Genomic DNA, 19,232 nt, shown 5'->3' with positions numbered 1-19,232 from the left:
CGGCCTGGGCCGCCTCGATCGCCCGCCGCACCGCCTCGGCGGCCGCCGCCGGCACCGCTCCCGCCTCCGCGGCCCCCTCCGCGCCGCGGGCCTCGGCGGCCTCCCGCACGGCCCGGCGGAGCGCCTGGGCCACGGCGGAGGTGGCGCCGTCCGCGGCCCGTCGCGCCCACTGCGCCCGTTCGGAGCGCTCCCGGGCCTCCGACGAACCCTCCAACAGGCGACGCAGGGCCGCGCCCTGGGCGATCACCGCCAAGGCGGCGGCGTAGGGGTCGCCGGTGGTCTCCCGACGCAGTTCGGCGAACTCGGGGGACTCCAGCAGCGAGGCGACCACCTGGTGGTTGACCAGCCGGGACGGCGCCGTCGCCGCGCGTTCCCGCAACCGGGGCTCGGCCTGGTAGGCGACGAGGAAGACGTCGGCCAGCAGATCGGTGGCGTAGGCGCAGCGGGTGCCCAACTCGGCGTCCAGTTCACGCAGTCCGGCCGAGCTCTCATAGGTCTCGCGCCAGGTGCACCAGTCGAAGCGGTCGGCGAGGACGGTTCCGGTGTGCTCCTCGGGCGGGGTGGGGGACGGGTCCAGCCACCTGCCGGCCCGGCCCGTCAACTCGGGGATGCTGAAGGGTGATTCACCCATGCCTTCGGTCCTCCACGGTCAGAGCTGGGCGTGTACGGTGCTCGCGTCCATGCCGAGCGCCTCGGTGAGCACCCGCACCCGGACGGCGCGTTGACGGCCGGTGATCCGTTCGATGGTGGCGGTGGAACGGCCGGCGCCCACGGCCTCCGCGTGCAACTGCTCCAACCGCTTCCCCGCCATGGCGAGTCTGCCGTGCGCCTTCTTGATGACCCACTCGCTGAGCGCCTCGCGGGACTGCCCGGCCATGGAGTCGAGTTGCGCCTCCAACTCGTCGATGGTGTCGGCGAGGTCGAGGGCCTCCCCGGCATCGGGGTTGATCAGGTGCAACACCTCGCGCTCCACGACGGGGCGCTCGGTCGGGACGCTCCACAGCACATGGGTCAGCAGGGACAGGTCGGCCTCGACGACCTCCGGCCGCCCGTCGAGGTACGCGGACGCCTGGAGCAGACGCACCGCCTGGCGCCAGCGGCGGTCCGAGGCGATGAGGTTGCGGTGCCGCAGGGCGGCCCGCAGGGTGCACATCGCGTCGACGATCCCCTCCGGGACCGCCACCGCCGGAACCTCCTCGGTCACCGCGTGTTGCAGGGACGCCAGGTCGACGGTGGTCCGCCGCGGGGGCGTCGCACGGTGCACGGCGGAGCGCACCAGTGCAGCGAAGTTGGAGGGGTCCGTCAGATAGCCGACCTCGATCCGCACCAGCAACCGGTCGTAGATCGCGGCCGAATCCTCCCCAGTGGGCAGCTCGTTGCTCGCGGTGATCGCACCGAGCAGCGGGCAGTGGATCGGCTCGCCGCCGTTCTCCGGGTGGTAGATCCGCTCGTTGAGGTAGCCCAGGGTCTCGTTCAGCGCGGCGGTGGAACACTTGAAGATCTCGTCGATGAAGGCGATGTGCGCGGTCGTGGCCCGGCCGTCGTACACCTGCCGGTACTCCCCGCGGGCCAGCGCGGCCACGTCGATGGGTCCGAACATGCGGGTCGGCGCGGTGAACTTGGACAGCAGGATCTCCCAGTAGGAGGCGCCCTCGACCCGGGAGGTGAGCTCCCGGGCCAGCTCGGACTTGGCCGTGCCGGGCGGGCCGAGCAGCAGGGAGTGCTTCCCGGCCAACAGCGTCACCACCAAGGCCCGTGCCACGGCGTCCCGTTCGTAGAAGCGGTCCGACAACTCGTCGCCGATCGCCCGTAGTCGCGCGGCCGTTGACCCCGCCCCGTCCGTAGCAGTCGTCAACTCCGTCCCCTCCCGTCTGCATCGGGCCCGATGGGCACCGAGGAGAACACAGCTATCACTCCGCGGACCGTAGGGCGAGTCGCCCCCGGTCCCTTCGACCGGGAAGCGGCGTGAAGGGTTCCCCTTCGACGGGGTCCCCTCGGCTACGGGCCCCCGCCGCGGACTTCGGTTCGCGTGGCCAGACGTCCGGTCCTCGGCAGGACCTCGGTCGCCAGGGGGACGTTCGCTTCTCCCCGAGGGTTGGTGCGGGTCTCCTCGGTACTCACCCGCGCACCGCCGCCGACCTGCGCGAACGTCCACACGTGGATGCCGCCGACGCCCAGCTGGGGAGCCGGTGCGGGACCGGTCCGGCGGAGGCAGGAGTGCCGCCGCAGCCGTTCGACGGCCGGGGTGACCTCCCGCTCGGCGGCCTCGGTCACGGGATGGGGGGCCAGCGGTGTCGTCCGACGGAAGGCCGAACCCTTGCGGAAGGAGCCGTGGTCGAGGCGTTGCCGATCCCCCGACCCGATCCCCCGACCCGATCCCCCGACCCGATCCCCGGACCCGACCGATCCCCGGACCGGCCCCGCGGAGCCGGCCCCCGGCCCGTACCCGTCTCCTCCCGGGGGCACACCGGACGCATTCGCCGCAATCCCCCCGAGCTGACGTCCCCTCATCCGGACGACGTGGCCGACCGTCCGCCGGAGGTACTAGTGCACCGGGCGGCGCTCCGCTAGGTTCGCGCAGGCATCAGCAGACCCAAGGGGAGAACGCATGACCAAGGCGCTCAGATGGCTGCTGTCGTTCGTGGTGCTCATAAGCACCGTCAGCACGGCAGGAGCGGCCACCGCCGCGACCCGGACCGAACCGGCCGACATCAAGGACCGGCTCCTCGCGATTCCGGGCATGAGCCTCGTCCAGGAACGACAGGTCACCGGATACCGGTACTTCGTCCTCAACTTCACCCAGCCGGTCGACCACCGGCGACCCGCCAAGGGCACGTTCCCACAGCGCATCACCGTGCTGCACAAGGACACCGACCGGCCCACCGTGTTCCACACCAGCGGCTACAACGTGTCCACCAACGCGGGCCGCAGCGAACCCACCCGCATCATCGACGGCAACCAGGTCTCCATGGAGTACCGCTTCTTCACGCCGTCCCGCCCGGCCCCCGCCGACTGGTCCAAGCTGAACATCTGGCAGGCCGCCAGCGACCAGCACCGGATCTTCAAGGCCCTCAAGCCGATCTACGCCAAGAACTGGATCGCCACCGGCGGCTCCAAGGGCGGCATGACCGCCACCTACTACGAGCGCTTCTACCCGCGTGACATGGACGGCGTCGTGGCCTACGTCGCCCCCAACGACGTCGACAACCGCGAGGACTCCCGCTACGACCGCTTCCTCGCCAACGTCGGCACCCCCGAGTGCCGCGCCGCGCTCGGCGCCGTCCAACGCGAGGCCCTCGTCCGGCGCGAGGCGCTCACCGAGAAGTACGCCGCCCTGGCCGCCGCCGAAGGCGGCACCTTCACCACCACCGGCACCATCGACAAGGCGTTCGAAGCCGTCGTCCTCGACCTGGTGTGGGGCTTCTGGCAGTACCAGGACGAAGCCGACTGCGCCACCGTCCCGGCCGCCGCCACCAGCACCGACCAGCAACTCTTCGACTACGTCAACGCGATCGTCGGCTGGTCCGCCTACACCGACCAGGGCCTCGCCCCGTACACGCCGTACTACTACCAGGCCGGCACCGAGCTGGGCGGTCCCACGGTCCGTCAGCCCTGGCTCGGCGACCTCTCCCGCTACGGCTACCAGCCGCCCCGCAACTTCGTCCCCGCTTCCATCCCCATGAGCTTCGACAAGCACGCCATGCGCGACGTCGACCGCTGGGTCCGGCACCACGCCACCCGCATGCTCTACGTCAACGGCGAGAACGACCCCTGGAGCGCCGAACCCTTCCGCCTCGGCAAGGGCGCCCGCGACTCCTACGTCTTCACCGCCCCCGGCGCCAACCACGGCGCCAACGTCGCCGGCCTCGTCGAACACGAGCGGGCCAAGGCCACCGAACGCATCCTGAGCTGGGCCGGCCTCGGCACCGCGGCCACCGCGGCGGCCAAGGCCCCCGACCACGAGGTCGCCCCGCTCGCCCCCTACGACCGCAAGCTCGACCGCGCGGGCACCCTCCAGCAGCCCACCCTGCGGCCGTAACCCCCACCCACCCCGTTCCGCGCAGGGCCGTCCCGAACCCGGGACGGCCCTGCGCCACCTGCGGACCCGCAGGCCGGCCGCACCTCAGTCGTACGTCAGCCCGTGCCCCACCGGGAACAGCATCCGCCCCGGATCACCCGCGTGCAGGACCGGCACCGGCAACCGCCCCCGCGGCCGGGCCGCCCCCGCCACCACCTTCGCCGCGGCCCGCAACTCCGCCTCGCCCCAGGAGTACACGGCCAACACCGCCACCGCCCCGTCCAGCCACGCCACGTCGTACGGATCGCGCAGGGCCACCGCCACCACCGGCACCCCCACTGCCGCCAACCGCTCCACCAGCAGACGCTGCGGGGCGGACCCCGCCACGTTGTACGTCGTCACCACCACCGCGTCCGCCGCCCCTGCCGCCGCCACCGCCTCGGCGATCCGCCCCGCCGAAGGCGCCGTCCCCGTCGACAGGACCGTGGTGCCGAACCCCCACCGGGCCAGCGCCCCCGCCAACACCTCCGTCGGCGGACCGGTCGTCCCGGACGGGGACGCCGGATCCGCGCCCACGACCAACAGGTCACGTCCCGCCCCCGGGGAGAGGGGCAACGACCGCCCCGGATCGGCCAACAGGGTCACCCCGCGCTCGGCCAAGCGGTCGGCCGCGGCCCGGTGCTCCCGGGCACCGACCGTCCGGGCCACGTCCCGCGGCCCCGAGGCGAACGGCGCACGGAACAGACCACTGCGTTCCTTCAGCCGCAACACCCGCAGGACCGAGGCGTCCAACCGCTCCTCGGAGACCTCCCCGCCGCGCACCGCCCCGAGCACCGCCCCGAAGGCGAGTCCCAGGTCCGGCGGATTCAGCAACTGGTCCGCCCCCGCCAACAGCGCCAGCACCGGCACCCGGTCGTCGCCGTAGGTCTCGCGCACCCCCTCCATCACCAAGGAGTCCGTGACGACCACCCCGTCGAACCCCAACTCCTCGCGGAGGATGCCGGTCAGGACGGGGCGGGACAGCGTCGCCGGCTCACCGGACGGGTCCAGCGCCGGGAACTGGATGTGCGCCGTCATCACCGCACCGACACCGGCCCGGATCGCCGCGCGGAACGGGGGAGCGTCGAGCCGCTCCCACTCCGTCCGCGAGTGGTCGATGGCGGGCAGCCCGGTGTGGCTGTCGACCCGGGTGTCCCCGTGGCCGGGGAAGTGCTTCGCCGTGGCCACCACCCCGGCACTCCGGTACCCGCGGACCTCGGCGGCCACCAGCGCCGCCACCGCCTGCGGATCGCTGCCGAAGGACCGCACCCCGATCACCGGGTTCGCCGGATCCACGTTCACATCGGCGACGGGGGAGTAGTTCTGCCGGATGCCCAGCGCGGCCAACTCGGTCCCCGCGACCCGCCCCAGCTCCCAGGCATCGCTCGCCGAACCGCCGGCCCCCACGGCCATCGCCCCCGGGAACAGGGTCGCCGGCCGGCCGACCCGGCAGACCGCGCCGTGCTCCTGGTCGGTCGCGATCAGCACCGGGACGGGGTTGTCCCGGGCGAGCGCCGCCCGCTGGATGCCGTTCGACAACGCGGCGATCTGCCCCGGGCTGCGGGTGTTGCCCGCCCAGGTGAAGTAGACGACCCCGCCGACGTGGTACTTCGCCACCAACTCGGCTGCCGTGCGCACCCCGATCTCGCGCAGATTGGCCGCGACGTGCTCCGGTTCGGGGTCGGTCGCGGAGTGCCCGTACACCCGCATCACGAAGAGCTGCCCGACCTTCTCCTCCAACGACATGCGGGACAGGAGGCGCCGGAGGTGCTGCTCGCCCGTCGCGGTCCGCCGCCCGGCCTCCGGATCGGCGTCCGGGCCGGCACCGGGGGCGGTGCGTGCGGAGCCCCGTCGTGCGGCGGCGGCCCGGGCGGTGGGCGCGGCGGCGAGGGCCGTCGTCAGGGCCAGGGGTGCGACGACGGTGGCCGCGAGGACCCCGCGGCGGGCGGGCGGGGGCGCGGGCTCCGCTGGTGCTGGTGCTGGTGCCAGTGGGACGGGGGTGGGCGTGGGCTCGGGCGTGGGGTGCGGGGTCGGGTGGGGCACAGGGGCTCCTTCCGAGGCGGTTCCCCGGGCTCCAGGGCGGCTCAGGGGCGCGAACACGTGGCAGCACGCCCCTCCGCACCTGTCCGGACGGTGCGAATTTCGGATGGTGTGACCGTAGTCCGCGGTGCCGTATTCCAGCGGGAGGCATGGCGGACGGGGGTGCGCGCGTCCGCACACGGGCGGCCCCACCGGAGCATCCGATGCCGCTCGGTCGGAGGGGACCGGGTGAGCCGAAGCCTCTCGCGGCTCCTGGGCATCACCACCCGAGGTCAGGGCGGGAGCAGCCACACGGGAACCGACCGCCGGCTGGCCTCTCGGACCGTTGTCGTTGTTGTTGCTTGCTGTGCTGCTTGCTGCGGTGGGGCGTGCAGGGCGTTCGCCTTCTTCTGGGGGCCCTCCCCCCCCCCGCCCCCTCCCTCCCCCCGCCCCCTTCGGTGGTGCTCAGGCGCCGTCGTCGCAGGTCCGCGCGCTGCCCTGCGCGGCGCGCGGCCAGTGCGTGCGCAGGGTGCGCACCGTCTCGGTGACGGCGGGGCGCCGGGCCGCGCCCGTGCGCCACACGGCGTACAGGTGGCGCACCGGGACGGGGTCCAGCCGGACGGCCGTCACGGCGTCGGGGAGCGGCCCCCGGCCGAGGCGGGGTATGAGCGCGATGCCGAGGCCGGCCTCGACCAGGGCGACCAGGGTCGGGTTCTCGTCGGCGTAGTGGGCCACGTCCGGTTCGATGCCGGCGGTGCGCAGGGTCCGCATCAGCCAGTCGTGGCACACCCGCCCCGGAGGCTGGCAGACCCAGCGTTCCCCCTCGAACTCCTCGCGGCGCACCGTTGCGCGCCGGGCGAAGCGGTGTCCCCTCGGCACCACCAGGTCGCAGAGGTCGTCCCCGATCCGGGTCTGCTCCACTCCGGACGGCACGGGCAGCGGGGAGATGTCCCAGTCGTGCGCTATCGCCATGTCCACCACTCCCTTCGCCACCATGTCCACCGACTCGTGCGGGTCCACCTCGGACAGTCGGGCGTCGAGCTCGGGGTGCCGGTCGGCCAGCTCCGCGAGGACGCCGGGCATCAGTCCACGGGCGGCCGACGCGAACGCGGCGACGGAGAGCCTTCCCGACGGCGTTCCCTTGCGTTCCTCCAGGTCGGTTTCGGTGCGTTCCACGAGGGCCAGTAGTTCCCGGGCCGCCGCGGCCAGGCGGTGGGCCTCCTCGGTGAGCTGCACCCCCCGGCCGTGCCGCTCCAGCAGCACGGTGCGGGTCTCCCGCTCCAACTTTGCTATCTGCTGGGACACCGCCGAGGCGGTGAAGCCCAGCGACATCGCCGCCGCCTGGACGCTCCCGTGCACGGACACCGCGTAGAGGGCCCGCAGCCTCTGAAGATCGAGCACTTCGACGTCCGCCTCCTTCGTGTCAACGGTTCGGATGCGTTCCGTCCGCTCCGGGTCCCGTGGGTCCGCCGCCGGACGTTGGTGCGCCCGTCGGTCGACCGGCTCCGACGAGTGGCTGCTGGGGGCCGGCCGGTAGCGTGTTGACCTGCTGTTTCGTTCTCCACCGAGCGGTCCCGCCCGGCGCGGTCCAGGTCCGTTCGTCGTGGGAACGGTCGGTCGAGAAGGCTTTGGATTTAGCAATGCTTAATCCAAGCATGCAGGAATCATCGCTAGTGCTTCACAGTCGTTGCCCCTGATCCTCGTCACATGCGACTCGCGCACCTCGGTCTCGCCGTCCTCGTGGCCGCCCTGTGGGGCGTCAACTTCGTCGTCATCGACTTCGGCCTCTCACAGTTCCCTCCGCTGCTCTTCGCCGCGCTCCGCTTCCTCGTGGCCGCCGTACCCGCCGTCTTCCTGGTGGGGCGCCCCAAGGTGGCCTGGAAGTGGATCATCGCTGTGGGGGTGACCCTGGGCGTCATGAAGTTCGGGCTGGTGTTCCTGGGCATGCACCAGGGCATGCCGGCCGGACTGACCTCCCTGGTCCTTCAAGTGCAGGCGGTCTTCACCGTGGTCTTCGCCGCCGTCGTCCTGGGCGAACGCCCGGGGCCGCTGCGCATCGCCGGCATGGCCGTGGCGTTGGTGGGGGTGGTCGTCGCGGCCGTCGACGAGGGCACCTCTGGGCCCCTGCTCGGCTTCACCCTGGTGGTCGCCGCCGCCGCGGGGTGGGGCGTCTCCAACGTCCTCACCCGCAAGGCCGCGCCGCCGGACGCCCTCAACTTCATCGTCTGGGTCAGCCTCGTCCCCGTACTGCCCCTGTACCTGCTCTCCCTCCTCTTCGAAGGCCCCTCGGTCGGCTTCGAGGCCCTGCGCTCACTGGACTGGGCCGGGGTCGGAGTGATCGTCTTCATCGCCTGGGTCAGCACCAACTTCGGCTTCGGAGCCTGGGGTTGGCTGTTGCGCCGGTACCCCGCCTCCACGGTGGCGCCCTTCACCCTCCTCGTCCCCGTGTTCGGGATGTCCGCGGCCGCCCTCCTCCTCGGCGAGACCGTCAGCGCCCTCCGCTGGTGCGCCGCCGTCCTGCTGGTGGCCGGCGTGGCGGTGACCTCCTTCACCCCCGGACGGCGACCCGCTGCCCCCGGACGGGACCCGGACGGGGCGGTCCCCCCGTCCTCCCCGACCCTCGGGGAGGACGTCCCAAGGGACACGGCGGTCGCCCGTGCACTACCCGGCGGTGTCGGCCAGCAGCCGTAGCAGGTGCTCCCGGCCGGGTCCGAGCAACCGTCCGAGCGGTGCCGCCCGCTCGTACCACCTCTTCTCGTACTCCCAGCAGAGCCAACCGTCCCGGTCCGTGCCGCCGAGCCGTGCCAGGCAGGCGGCCAGCGGCAGGGCGCCGGCACCGAGGCCCACCGGTGTGGTGTCCTCGGCCGACACCACGTCCTTCACCTGCACGTATCCGAGGTGCGGTCCCAGCGCCGCCCGGGTCGCGGCGGGCTGCTCCCCGGCCAGCCAGGGATGCAGGACGTCCCACAGCACGCCCACCCGGGGATGCCCGACCCGTTCGGCGATGCGCCCGGCGGCCCGGCCCGTGCGGTGCGAGTCATGGGTCTCCAGCAGCAGTCGGACCCCCCGGTCGTCGGCCGGGCCGGTGGCTGCGGCCAGTCGGCGGACCGCCGCTTCCTCGGCCGCCTCGGTGTCGGCGGCGGATGCGGTGGCGCCCGCCCCGGGGAAGACCCGGACGAAGGGGGCGCCGAGATCGCCGGCCAACTCCAACAGGGCCCGCAGCTCCTCCAGCACGGGACCGTCGTCCCCCGGGGCCGCCACCCGCGCGTACCCGGCGATGCCCAGGACCGTCACGCCCGCCTCGGCGAACGCACCGGCCACCGCCTGTCGCTGACGGGAAGTCAACTCCAGGTGCACGGGCTCCTCGGGGTGGGTGCGGAGCTCGACCCCCTGGTATCCGTGCGCGGTGGCCAGCGCGATGACCTCGGGGATCGGCAGGCCCGGCACACCGAGCGTGGAGAAGGCCAGTTTCATGGCGGCGACCCTACCCTCGGCATCGGAGGCCACCCCGGCGGGTGCCGTCCGGAGGGAGGGCCGGGCCCGGGGGCGGCCCGCGCGGCCCGCCGGTGCAGGGGAAGGCGCACCGGGCGCACCGAGCACGCCGGATGTGCACGACGTGCACGGCAGACATGACGTGGCAGGCCCGATGCCCGTTCGTGCGGGGAAGGGCACCGTTGACGTGACGGGGTGTGCGGCGGCATGTCCGACTCCTCGCTCCGGATCGCTCGACTGGAATCCAGAATCCGGCGAGCGCCGCACAGGGCGCAACCCCTGTGGACAACGGGGCGGCCGGAGCTGTGGACAACTCCTGGAAGCGGTGTCATCTCCTCACCCGCACAGGTGAGACGGGGGGATCTCCACCCCTTGCACCCGCCCGGAGCCGGGCTGGCCGCGGACCCCGCCGGGCCACGGCGGAAGGGCCGGCCGGACCGAGCGGGAAGGGCCGGCCGGACCGGGCGGGAAGGGCTGCCGGAACGCGGGGGACCTGCGGCTACCGGGCCACCGCCGTGGACCCCCGGACCATCAGTTCCCCCCGCACCCGGGCGATGCCCCCGGGCGGCGGCTCCTCCCGGCCCATGGCGATCCGCCCCGCCCGCGCCCCGGCTTCGGCCAGCGGCAGGCGCACCGTCGTCAGGGCCGGCATCGCGTCCACGCTGAACGGGAGGTCGTCGAAGCCGGCCACCGACACGTCCTGCGGGATGCGCAAGCCCTGGTCGCGCAGGGCGGCGCAGGCGCCCAGCGCGACGGTGTCGTTGGCGGCGACGAGGGCCGTCAGCTCCGGTTCCCGGCGCAGGAGTTCCACCGCCCCGTCGTAGCCGCTCTGCCGGTCGTACACGCCGTGCACCACCAGCCGCTCGTCCGGTGCCGGTCCGTCGCCGCCGGGCGCCGCGCCGAGCCCCGCCCGGTGGCCGGCCAACCGCTCCTGGGTGGTGGTCCGCCCCGCCGGCCCCGCGACGTAACCGATCCGGCGGTGCCCGAGGGACCGCAGGTGCTCGGCCAGCAGTCGCCCGCCGCCGACGTTGTCGAAGGCCAGTGCCACCGCGTCGGTGTCGGGCACGGGCGGCCGGCCGCACAGCACCACCCGGGTGCCGGCCCCGGCGAGCCGCCGCAGTTTGGCGCCGAGCGCCTCGGCGTGCTCGGGGCAGTCCACCGTGCCGCCGGTGAGGACCACGGCCGCGGCGCGCTGCCGTTGGAGCAGGGTGAGGTAGGTGAGTTCGCGTTCCGGTGAGCCCCCCGTGTTGCACACCACGGCGAGCCGCTCCCCGCCGGCTCGGCCCCCCGGGCCGGTGATCTCGGACTGCACGGCGGAGGCGATGATGCCGAAGAACGGGTCGGCGATGTCGTTGACGAGGATGCCCACCAGGTCGGAGGTGGCGGCGGCGAGCGCGCTCGCCGGGCCGTTGAGGACGTAGTCGAGTTCCTGCACGGCCCGCAGCACCCGCTCCCGGGTGGTGGCCGCCACGGGGTAGTTGCCGTTCAGCACCCGCGAGACGGTGGCGGGGGAGACCTTCGCCCGGGCCGCCACGTCAGCCAGTGTCGCCGTCATCTCGTCGTCCTCCGGTCCGTCCTCCGGTCGGTGCCTCCGGTGCGCGCCGGCGCCTGCGCCGCGCGCGGGCGGGGCCGCCCCGGTCGTTCGGGGCGCGTCCCGGAGGTACCCATCCGCCATCCGGACCCTAGCCGGGACGCGGCCCGCCCGTCGGCCGGCCGGCGAACCCGCGGGAGCGGGGGTGCGGAACCCCTCACCCCGCGGCCACCCCGGGGGGCCCGATCGGCATGCGGTGCGACCGGATGGGTGACATGCAGATAGAAAGCGCTTACTGTTCCCTTCTGTGAGCAGCCGCACGCGGCCCGTGAGGGGCATGGGAGGACACCGATGACCGTCAGGAAAGTACGCATCGCGATGAACGGCGTGACCGGTCGCATGGGCCACCGGCAGCACCTGGTCCGTTCGATCATGGCCATCCGCGCCCAGGGCGGGGTCGACCTCGGCGACGGCACCGTGCTGTGGCCGGAACCGGTGCTCGTCGGCCGCCGGGAATCCGCGCTGCGCGCCCTGGCCAGGGAACACGGTCTGGACCCGGAGAACACCTCGACCGACCTGGACGCGGTGCTCGCGGACGACTCCGTCGACATCTACTTCGACGCCCAGGTCACCTCGGCCCGGGTGCCCGCGCTGAAGCGGGCCATCGCCGCCGGCAAGCACGTCTACACCGAGAAGCCGACCGCCCCCGGCCTCGACGAGGCGCTGGAACTCGCCCGGCTCGCGCAGGCCGCCGGCATCAAGCACGGCGTCGTCCAGGACAAGCTCTTTCTGCCCGGACTGCGCAAGCTCGCCCGGCTGGTGGAAGGCGGTTTCTTCGGCCGGATCCTGTCGGTCCGCGGCGAGTTCGGCTACTGGGTCTTCGAGGGCGACGGGCAGCCCGCGCAGCGTCCCTCGTGGAACTACCGCGCCGAGGACGGCGGCGGCATCGTCCTGGACATGTTCCCGCACTGGGAGTACGTGCTGCACGAACTGTTCGGGCGGGTGCGCTCCGTGCAGGCGCTGACCGCGACCCACGTCCCCGAGCGCTGGGACGAACGGGGCGAGCGGTACGTGGCGACCGCCGACGACGCCGCCTACGGCGTCTTCGAACTCGACGGCGGCGTGGTCGCGCAGATCAACTCCTCCTGGACGGTCCGGGTGCACCGCGACGAACTCGTGGAGTTCCAGGTCGACGGCACCGAGGGATCGGCCGTGGCCGGACTGCGCGGCTGCCGGGTGCAGCACCGCGCGGTGACCCCCAAGCCGGTGTGGAACCCGGACCTGCCGGTCGGCCACGCCTTCCGCGAGGACTGGCAGGAGGTCCCCGACAACGAGGAGTTCGACAACGGCTTCAAGGCGCAGTGGGAACTCTTCCTGCGCCACGTCTACCAGGACGCCCCGTACGCCTGGGACCTCGTCGCGGGCGCCCGCGGGGTGCAGCTCGCCGAACTGGGACTGCGGTCGGCCGCCGAGGGCCGTCGCCTCGACGTTCCGGAGCTGTCGCTGTGACGCTGCGCCTGCCCGCCGCGGACGGGACCCTGCGCACCCACCTGCCGAGCACCGTCGGCGCCCCGCCCGCCGGGGGCCACGGCCCCTTCGCCTCCCGGGTGGTGTTCGCCGCGGCGCACGTGGTCGCCGATCCGCTCGCGGCCGAGGCCGGCGACGGGGCCGGGCCGGCCGCCGTCGACTGGGACGCGACCCTCGCCTTCCGCCGCCACCTGTGGGCGCACGGCCTGGGCGTCGCCGAGGCCATGGACACCGCCCAGCGGGGCATGGGCCTCGACTGGACCGGTGCGGCCGAGCTGATCCGCCGCTCCGCGGCCGAGGCCCGGGCCGCCGGGGGCCGCATCGTCTGCGGCGCCGGCACGGACCAGCTCACCGGGGTCGCCACGCTCGCCGAGGTCCGCACGGCCTACGAGGAGCAGTTGGCGGTGGTCGAGGAGGCGGGCGCCGGCGCGGTGCTGATGGCCTCCCGGGCGCTCGCCGCCGCCGCGTCCGGGCCCGACGACTACCGCAGCGTCTACGGGGAACTCCTGCGCCAGGCCGCCCGTCCGGTGGTCCTGCACTGGCTCGGCCCCATGTTCGACCCGGCCCTGGAGGGCTACTGGGGGTCGACGGACCTGGACGCGGCGACGGACACCCTCCTCGACGTGATCGCGGCCCATCCCGAGAAGGTCGACGGCGTCAAGATCTCCCTGCTGGACGCCGACCGCGAGGTCGACCTGCGCCGCCGGCTGCCCGCCGGCGTGCGCTGCTACACGGGCGACGACTTCCACTACCCGGAGCTGATCGCGGGCGACGGGCGGCACGCCAGCGACGCGCTGCTGGGCGTCCTCGACCCGCTGGCACCCCTCGCGGCCCGGGCCCTGAGCCGGCTGGACGCGGGCGGGGCGGCGGGAACGGCGGAGTTCCGGGAACTGCTGGACCCGACCGTGCCGCTGGCCCGGCACCTGTTCGGGGCGCCGACGCGCTACTACAAGACCGGTGTGGTGTTCCTGGCCTGGCTCGCCGGGCACCAGGCGCACTTCACCATGGTCGGCGGGCTCCAGTCGGCGCGGTCGCTGCCGCACCTGGCACGCGCCTACGAACTCGCGGACGGGCTCGGTCTCTTCCCCGATCCGGCGCTCGCCGCCCACCGGATGCGCTCCCTGCTCGCGCTGCACGGGGTCGCGCAGTGACCGCCCCGGCGCCGCGGGGCGCGGAACTCTCCCGGCTGAGCATCAACCAGATGACCGTCAAGGGGCTGACGCTGCCCGAACTGGTCGACGCCTGCGCCCTGGCCGGGGTGGACTGGGTGGGCCTGTGGCGGGAGCCGGTGCGGGAGTACGGGGTCGGGGCCGCCGCCCGGCTGGTGCGCGAGGCCGGGCTGGGCGTGAGCACCCTGTGCCGCGGCGGGTTCCTCACCGCGACCGGCGCGGCCGACCGGGCCGCGGCCCTGGAGGACAACCGGGCCGCCGTCCGGGAGGCCGCCGAACTGGGCACCGACACCCTGGTCCTGGTCTGCGGCGGGCTGCCGCCCGAGGACCGTGACCTGCGGTCGGCGCGCGGACGGATCGCCGACGCGCTGGAGGTCCTCGCCCCGTACGCCGCCGAGCACGGGGTGCGGTTGGCGATCGAGCCGCTGCACCCCATGTTCGCCTCGGACCGCTGTGCGGTCTCCACCCTGGAGCAGGCCCTCGACCTGGCCGAGGCGTTCCCCGCCGACCGGGTGGGCGTCTGCGTGGACACCTACCACGTGTGGTGGGACGACCACGCCCCCGCACAGCTGGACCGGGCCGCCCGGGCCGGCCGGGTGCACGCCTTCCAGCTCGCCGACTGGGTCACCCCGCTGCCCGAGGGGGTGCTCAACGGGCGCGGCCAGCTCGGGGACGGGGTGATCGACCTGCGGGGTTGGCACGCCCGGGTGGATGCCGCCGGGTACCCGGGGCCGGTGGAGGTCGAGTTGTTCAGCGACGTGCTGTGGCAGCGGGACGGCCGGGAGCTGCTGACCGAGACGGTGGCCCGCTACCTCGCGCACGCCGCTCCCTGAGCGACCGCCCGCCGGGGCGCGCAGGGCGCGTGCCCCGGCAGACGGCGGTGCGTTCGGGCCGGACGTCGAGCGGGCCCGGGGTGTCACCCGGCGCGTGTAGCGTCGGGGCATGGCGAATCCTGCGGAGGTCGAGGGGGTCCTCGAACGGATCACGTACGCCAACGAGGAGAACGGCTACACCGTCGCCCGGGTGGACACCGGCCGCGGCGCCGGAGACCTCCTCACGGTGGTGGGCGCGTTGCTCGGGGCGCAGGTCGGGGAGTCCCTGCGGATGCGGGGGCGGTGGGGTTCCCATCCGCAGTACGGCAAGCAGTTCCACGTCGACGACTACACGACCGTGCTGCCCGCCACGGTGCAGGGCATCCGCCGCTACCTGGGTTCCGGGTTGGTCAAGGGCATCGGCCCGGTGTTCGCCGACCGGATCACCCGGCACTTCGGGGTGGACACCCTGCGGATCATCGAGGAGGAGCCCAAGCGGCTGGTCGAGGTGCCGGGGCTGGGCCCCAAGCGCACCGGGAAGATCGCCGCGGCCTGGGAGGAGCAGAAGGCGATCAAGGAGGTCATGCTCTTCCTCCAGACCGTCGAGGTGTCCACGTCCATCGCGGTGCGCATCTACAAGAAGTACGGCGACGAGTCGATCGCCGTCGTCAAGGACCAGCCCTACCGGCTGGCCGCCGACGTCTGGGGCATCGGCTTCCTCACCGCCGACCGCATCGCCCAGTCGGTCGGCATCCCGCACGACAGTCCCGAGCGGGTCAAGGCGGGGCTCCAGCACGCCCTGTCCCAGTCGACCGACCAGGGGCACTGCTTCCTGCCCGAGGAGCGGCTGATAGCCGATGCGGTGAAGCTGCTCCAGGTGGACACCGGTCTGGTCATCGAGTGCCTGGACCAACTCGCCGCCCAGGAGGAGGGCGTGGTGCGCGAGCGGGTCCCCGGCGCCGAGGGCGAGGAGGTGACGGCGGTGTACCTGGTGCCGTTCCACCGGGCCGAGCTGTCCCTGTCCGGCCAGGTGCTGAGGCTGCTGCACACCGAGGAGGACCGGATGCCGGTGTTCCAGGACGTGGTGTGGGAGAAGGCGCTGGCCTGGCTCGCGAAGCGGACCGGCGCCGAGTTGGCGCCGGAGCAGGAGCAGGCCGTCCGCCTGGCGCTCACCCGCAAGGTGGCCGTCCTCACCGGCGGCCCGGGCTGCGGGAAGTCCTTCACCGTGCGGTCGATCGTTGAGCTGGCCCGGGCCAAGCGGGCGAAGGTGGTGTTGGCCGCGCCCACCGGCCGGGCCGCCAAGCGGCTGGCCGAGCTGACCGGGGCGGAGGCGTCGACGGTGCACCGGCTGCTGGAGCTGAAGCCGGGCGGCGACGCCTCCTACGACCGGGACCGTCCGCTGGACGCGGACCTGGTGGTGGTGGACGAGGCGTCGATGTTGGACCTGTTGTTGGCCAACAAGCTGGTCAAGGCGGTGGCGCCGGGGGCGCACCTGCTGTTCGTGGGGGACGTCGACCAGTTGCCCAGCGTCGGCGCCGGCGAGGTGCTGCGGGACCTGCTCGCGGACGGGGGTCCGGTTCCGGCCGTGCGGCTGACCAGGATCTTCCGGCAGGCCCAGGAGTCCGGGGTGGTCACCAACGCGCACCGGATCAACTCCGGTCTGCCGCCCGTCACCCGGGATCTGGCGGACTTCTTCCTCTTCGTGGAGGAGGACACCGAGGAGGCCGGCCGGCTCACCGTCGATGTCGCCGCCCGACGGATTCCGGCCAAATTCGGTTTGGATCCGCGGCGGGACGTCCAGGTGCTCGCGCCCATGCACCGGGGCCCCGCCGGAGCGGGGAACCTGAACGCGCTCCTCCAGCAGTCGATCACCCCGGGCCGTCCCGACCTGCCGGAAAAGCGGTTCGGCGGCCGGGTCTTCCGGGTCGGCGACAAGGTCACCCAGGTCCGCAACAACTACGAGAAGGGCACCAGCGGGGTCTTCAACGGCACCGTCGGCGTGGTCACCTCGCTCGACCTGGACGAACAGCGCCTGACGGTGGTGACGGACGAGGACGAGGAGGTGCCGTACGACTTCGACGAACTGGACGAACTCGCCCACGCCTACGCGGTGACCATCCACCGTTCGCAGGGGAGCGAATATCCAGCCGTCGTGATCCCCGTCACCACGGGGGCGTGGATGATGCTGCAACGCAATCTGCTCTACACGGCGGTGACGCGCGCCAAGAAGCTCGTCGTCCTCGTGGGCTCCCGCAAGGCCCTGGGTCAGGCGGTGCGCACGGTGTCGGCGGGGCGTCGCTGCACCGCCCTGGACTTCCGGCTGGCCGGGAGGTCCGGCTCCGGGAACGTTCCGACCGATCCGACCCCCATGGGTCGGTTTGATCGATCAAACGAGTCGGAAAGGTCACACGAGGCTTTCGGAACCAGGGCGAAGGGGGCAGGATAGGCAGGCTTGGCGGCACTCAGTGCCGCCAAGTAGCCCAGCGCTCGACCCCCAGTGCACCCTCCGGTGCGCCACCTGGGGGATGGTAGAGACACATCAGGGCACCTCGAAGATGAGGCACTACGTCGGTGAGGGAAGACGTGAGCGAGAAACTCGAAAACCGCGACAACTCGGTAGTAGTACGGTTCGGTGACGGTGAGTACACCTACCCCGTGATCGACAGTACCGTCGGTGACGCCGGCTTCGACATCGGGAAGCTTCGCGCCCAGACGGGCCTGGTGACGCTCGACAGCGGCTACGGCAACACGGCCGCGTACAAGTCGGCGATCACCTATCTCGACGGTGAGCAGGGCATCCTGCGCTACCGCGGTTACCCGATCGAGCAGCTCGCCGAGCACTCCAGCTTCCTGGAGGTGGCGAACCTGCTGATCAACGGCGAACTGCCGACCGTTGACGAGGGCGACGTCTTCCGCAACGAGATCACCCAGCACACGCTGCTGCACGAGGACGTCAAGCGCTTCTTCGACGGCTTCCCGCGGGACGCGCACCCGATGGCGATGCTCTCGTCCGTGGTCAGCGCACTGTCCACGTTCTACCAGGACAGCCACAACCCGTTCGACGAGCAGCAGCGGCACCTGTCCACGATCCGGCTGCTGGCCAAGCTGCCCACCATCGCGGCGTACGCCTACAAGAAGTCGATCGGCCACCCGTTCGTCTACCCGCGCAACGACCTCGGCTACGTCGAGAACTTCCTGCGCATGACCTTCTCGGTGCCCGCGCAGGAGTACGTGCCCGACCCGGTCGTCGTGGCGGCGCTGGACAAGCTGCTCATCCTGCACGCGGACCACGAGCAGAACTGTTCGACCTCCACCGTCCGGCTGGTGGGCTCCTCGCAGGCCAACATGTTCGCCTCGATCTCGGCCGGCATCTCCGCGCTGTGGGGCCCGCTGCACGGCGGCGCCAACCAGAGCGTGCTGGAGATGCTGGAGGGCATCCAGGCGTCCGGCGGTGACGTCGACTCCTTCATCCGCAAGGTGAAGAACAAGGAAGACGGCGTGAAGCTCATGGGCTTCGGGCACCGCGTCTACAAGAACTTCGACCCTCGGGCGAAGATCATCAAGGCGGCGGCGCACGACGTCCTCTCCGCCCTCGGCAAGTCCGACGAGCTGCTGGACATCGCCCTCAAGCTGGAGGAGCACGCGCTGGCCGACGACTACTTCGTCTCGCGCAAGCTCTACCCGAACGTCGACTTCTACACCGGCCTGATCTACCGGGCCATGGGCTTCCCGACCGAGATGTTCACCGTGCTCTTCGCGCTCGGTCGACTGCCCGGCTGGATCGCCCAGTGGCACGAGATGATCAAGGAGCCGGGTTCCCGCATCGGCCGTCCGCGGCAGATCTACACCGGGGTCGTCGAGCGCGACTTCGTGCCGGTCGAGTCCCGCTGACCGGCGGACGCCGTTGAGCGTCCGGCCGGAAGGGGAAGGCTTCGGCCGGGACGAACGGCGCGGAATCGCACCGGAGGGTTCCGGCCGGTGCGCGACCGCGGGACGCACGGGACGCCGCCCGGTCCGGGGGGCGGTGTTCCCCGGCGTCCGTGAAGGGTGAGGCCGTGGCGCGCGGGGCGCGCCACGGGAACGGTCCATCGGGCATCGCAGGCGTGCGGTGCCCGATCGCGTTTCCCGGGCCCGTCGAGGGGCGCGCCGTCGAGGTCCACAGGCCCGGGAGCGCCTGTGCGGGCCACGGGCCTGTGCGGGGCGTACGGGGCCGGGACGGTCCGTCGGGGCGCATGGGGTGCACGAGGCGCGGGAATCGGCCACTGAGGGGCGTGCGGAGGCGTACGGGCGCGCGGATGGCCTACGGGGGGCGGGCACCGAGGTTCGCCGTGCCCTGGGCGAGCGTCCGGGGCCGAGAAAGGCGGAAGGCGTCCCACCGCCAGTCCCCCCACGGGCCGACGAACGGGACGCCTTCCTTTGTCCCGGTGCGGATTCCCCCCACGGGATCCGGCCGGGCGCTCAAGGGCAGCACCTGCTGCTGGGGGTCGGGCGGCACTGCGATCTGCCGGGACCCGTACGTACGGGAGGGCCGCTCAAAGCTCCCCGGTGCACGTGCCCCGGCAACGCACTTCGGAGACGTCCCCCAAGACATCCCCGATGTCAGAAACGCCCCCCAAGACGTTCCT

13 protein-coding genes and 1 pseudogene are annotated in these 19,232 nt (G+C 72.9%); 7 read left to right on the top strand and 7 right to left on the bottom strand.

All coding sequences use genetic code 11. The features are described from left to right. The 3 genes and pseudogenes from ABT092_RS13805 to ABT092_RS13795 form a co-directional block, all read right to left on the bottom strand. Nucleotides 1–631 (bottom strand): annotated as a pseudogene (locus tag ABT092_RS13805) (hypothetical protein); the annotation flags it as partial. 18 nt (nucleotides 632–649) lie between these two features. Next, a complete protein-coding gene (locus ABT092_RS13800) occupies nucleotides 650–1,855 on the bottom strand; it encodes an AAA family ATPase (protein WP_351243294.1) in 1,206 nt (401 codons plus the stop codon). 143 nt (nucleotides 1,856–1,998) lie between these two features. Then, nucleotides 1,999–2,274: a hypothetical protein gene (locus ABT092_RS13795; protein ID WP_351243292.1), complete on the bottom strand. Its 276-nt coding sequence runs from the start codon at nucleotides 2,272–2,274 to the stop codon at nucleotides 1,999–2,001. A gap of 334 nt (nucleotides 2,275–2,608) precedes the next feature. On the opposite strand from ABT092_RS13795, the gene ABT092_RS13790 reads away from it, so the two are divergent. Further along, nucleotides 2,609–4,039, top strand: a complete 1,431-nt coding sequence (locus tag ABT092_RS13790; protein WP_351243290.1) for a S28 family serine protease — start codon at nucleotides 2,609–2,611, stop codon at nucleotides 4,037–4,039. Between the two features lie 84 nt (nucleotides 4,040–4,123). On the opposite strand, the gene ABT092_RS13785 is transcribed toward ABT092_RS13790, so the two are convergent. Both ABT092_RS13785 and ABT092_RS13780 read right to left on the bottom strand, forming a co-directional pair. Further along, on the bottom strand, nucleotides 4,124–5,965 hold the full coding sequence (locus ABT092_RS13785; protein WP_502968436.1) for a glycoside hydrolase family 3 protein: 1,842 nt from the start codon (nucleotides 5,963–5,965) through the stop codon (nucleotides 4,124–4,126). Nucleotides 5,966–6,541: 576 nt separating this feature from the next. Next, entirely contained in the window at nucleotides 6,542–7,477 is a 936-nt protein-coding gene (locus ABT092_RS13780) for a LysR family transcriptional regulator (protein WP_351243288.1), read from the bottom strand. A gap of 306 nt (nucleotides 7,478–7,783) precedes the next feature. Between ABT092_RS13780 and ABT092_RS13775 the strand changes: the two genes are divergently transcribed. After that, the gene (locus ABT092_RS13775) at nucleotides 7,784–8,767 is read left to right on the top strand and encodes an EamA family transporter (protein WP_351243286.1); all 984 of its coding nucleotides are present in this window, start codon (nucleotides 7,784–7,786) and stop codon (nucleotides 8,765–8,767) included. On the opposite strand, the gene ABT092_RS13770 is transcribed toward ABT092_RS13775, so the two are convergent. Both ABT092_RS13770 and ABT092_RS13765 read right to left on the bottom strand, forming a co-directional pair. Continuing rightward, nucleotides 8,738–9,550 (bottom strand): sugar phosphate isomerase/epimerase family protein, encoded by an 813-nt coding sequence (locus tag ABT092_RS13770; protein WP_351243284.1) that lies wholly within the window; start codon nucleotides 9,548–9,550, stop codon nucleotides 8,738–8,740. The genes ABT092_RS13775 and ABT092_RS13770 overlap by 30 nt on opposite strands. A 517-nt stretch (nucleotides 9,551–10,067) precedes the next feature. Continuing rightward, nucleotides 10,068–11,123, bottom strand: a complete 1,056-nt coding sequence (locus ABT092_RS13765) for a LacI family DNA-binding transcriptional regulator (protein WP_351243282.1) — start codon at nucleotides 11,121–11,123, stop codon at nucleotides 10,068–10,070. 327 nt (nucleotides 11,124–11,450) lie between these two features. On the opposite strand from ABT092_RS13765, the gene ABT092_RS13760 reads away from it, so the two are divergent. From ABT092_RS13760 to ABT092_RS13740, 5 genes are all read left to right on the top strand, one after another. Further along, nucleotides 11,451–12,608: a Gfo/Idh/MocA family protein gene (locus tag ABT092_RS13760; RefSeq protein WP_351243280.1), complete on the top strand. Its 1,158-nt coding sequence runs from the start codon at nucleotides 11,451–11,453 to the stop codon at nucleotides 12,606–12,608. After that, nucleotides 12,605–13,777 (top strand): dihydrodipicolinate synthase family protein, encoded by a 1,173-nt coding sequence (locus ABT092_RS13755; RefSeq protein WP_351243278.1) that lies wholly within the window; start codon nucleotides 12,605–12,607, stop codon nucleotides 13,775–13,777. Before ABT092_RS13760 ends, ABT092_RS13755 begins: the two co-directional genes overlap by 4 nt. A gap of 50 nt (nucleotides 13,778–13,827) precedes the next feature. Next, the gene (locus ABT092_RS13750) at nucleotides 13,828–14,628 is read left to right on the top strand and encodes a sugar phosphate isomerase/epimerase family protein (protein ID WP_351243304.1); all 801 of its coding nucleotides are present in this window, start codon (nucleotides 13,828–13,830) and stop codon (nucleotides 14,626–14,628) included. A 109-nt stretch (nucleotides 14,629–14,737) separates the two neighbouring features. Continuing rightward, nucleotides 14,738–17,053: an SF1B family DNA helicase RecD2 gene (gene recD2, locus ABT092_RS13745; RefSeq protein ID WP_351243276.1), complete on the top strand. Its 2,316-nt coding sequence runs from the start codon at nucleotides 14,738–14,740 to the stop codon at nucleotides 17,051–17,053. A gap of 125 nt (nucleotides 17,054–17,178) precedes the next feature. Further along, nucleotides 17,179–18,498 (top strand): citrate synthase, encoded by a 1,320-nt coding sequence (locus ABT092_RS13740; RefSeq protein WP_351243274.1) that lies wholly within the window; start codon nucleotides 17,179–17,181, stop codon nucleotides 18,496–18,498. Nucleotides 18,499–19,232 lie beyond the last annotated feature (734 nt).

The sequence above is a fragment of the Streptomyces sp. NPDC002490 genome, from assembly GCF_040296045.1.
GTDB lineage: Bacteria > Actinomycetota > Actinomycetes > Streptomycetales > Streptomycetaceae > Streptomyces.
This window is presented reverse-complemented; position numbering and strand designations above follow the sequence as displayed.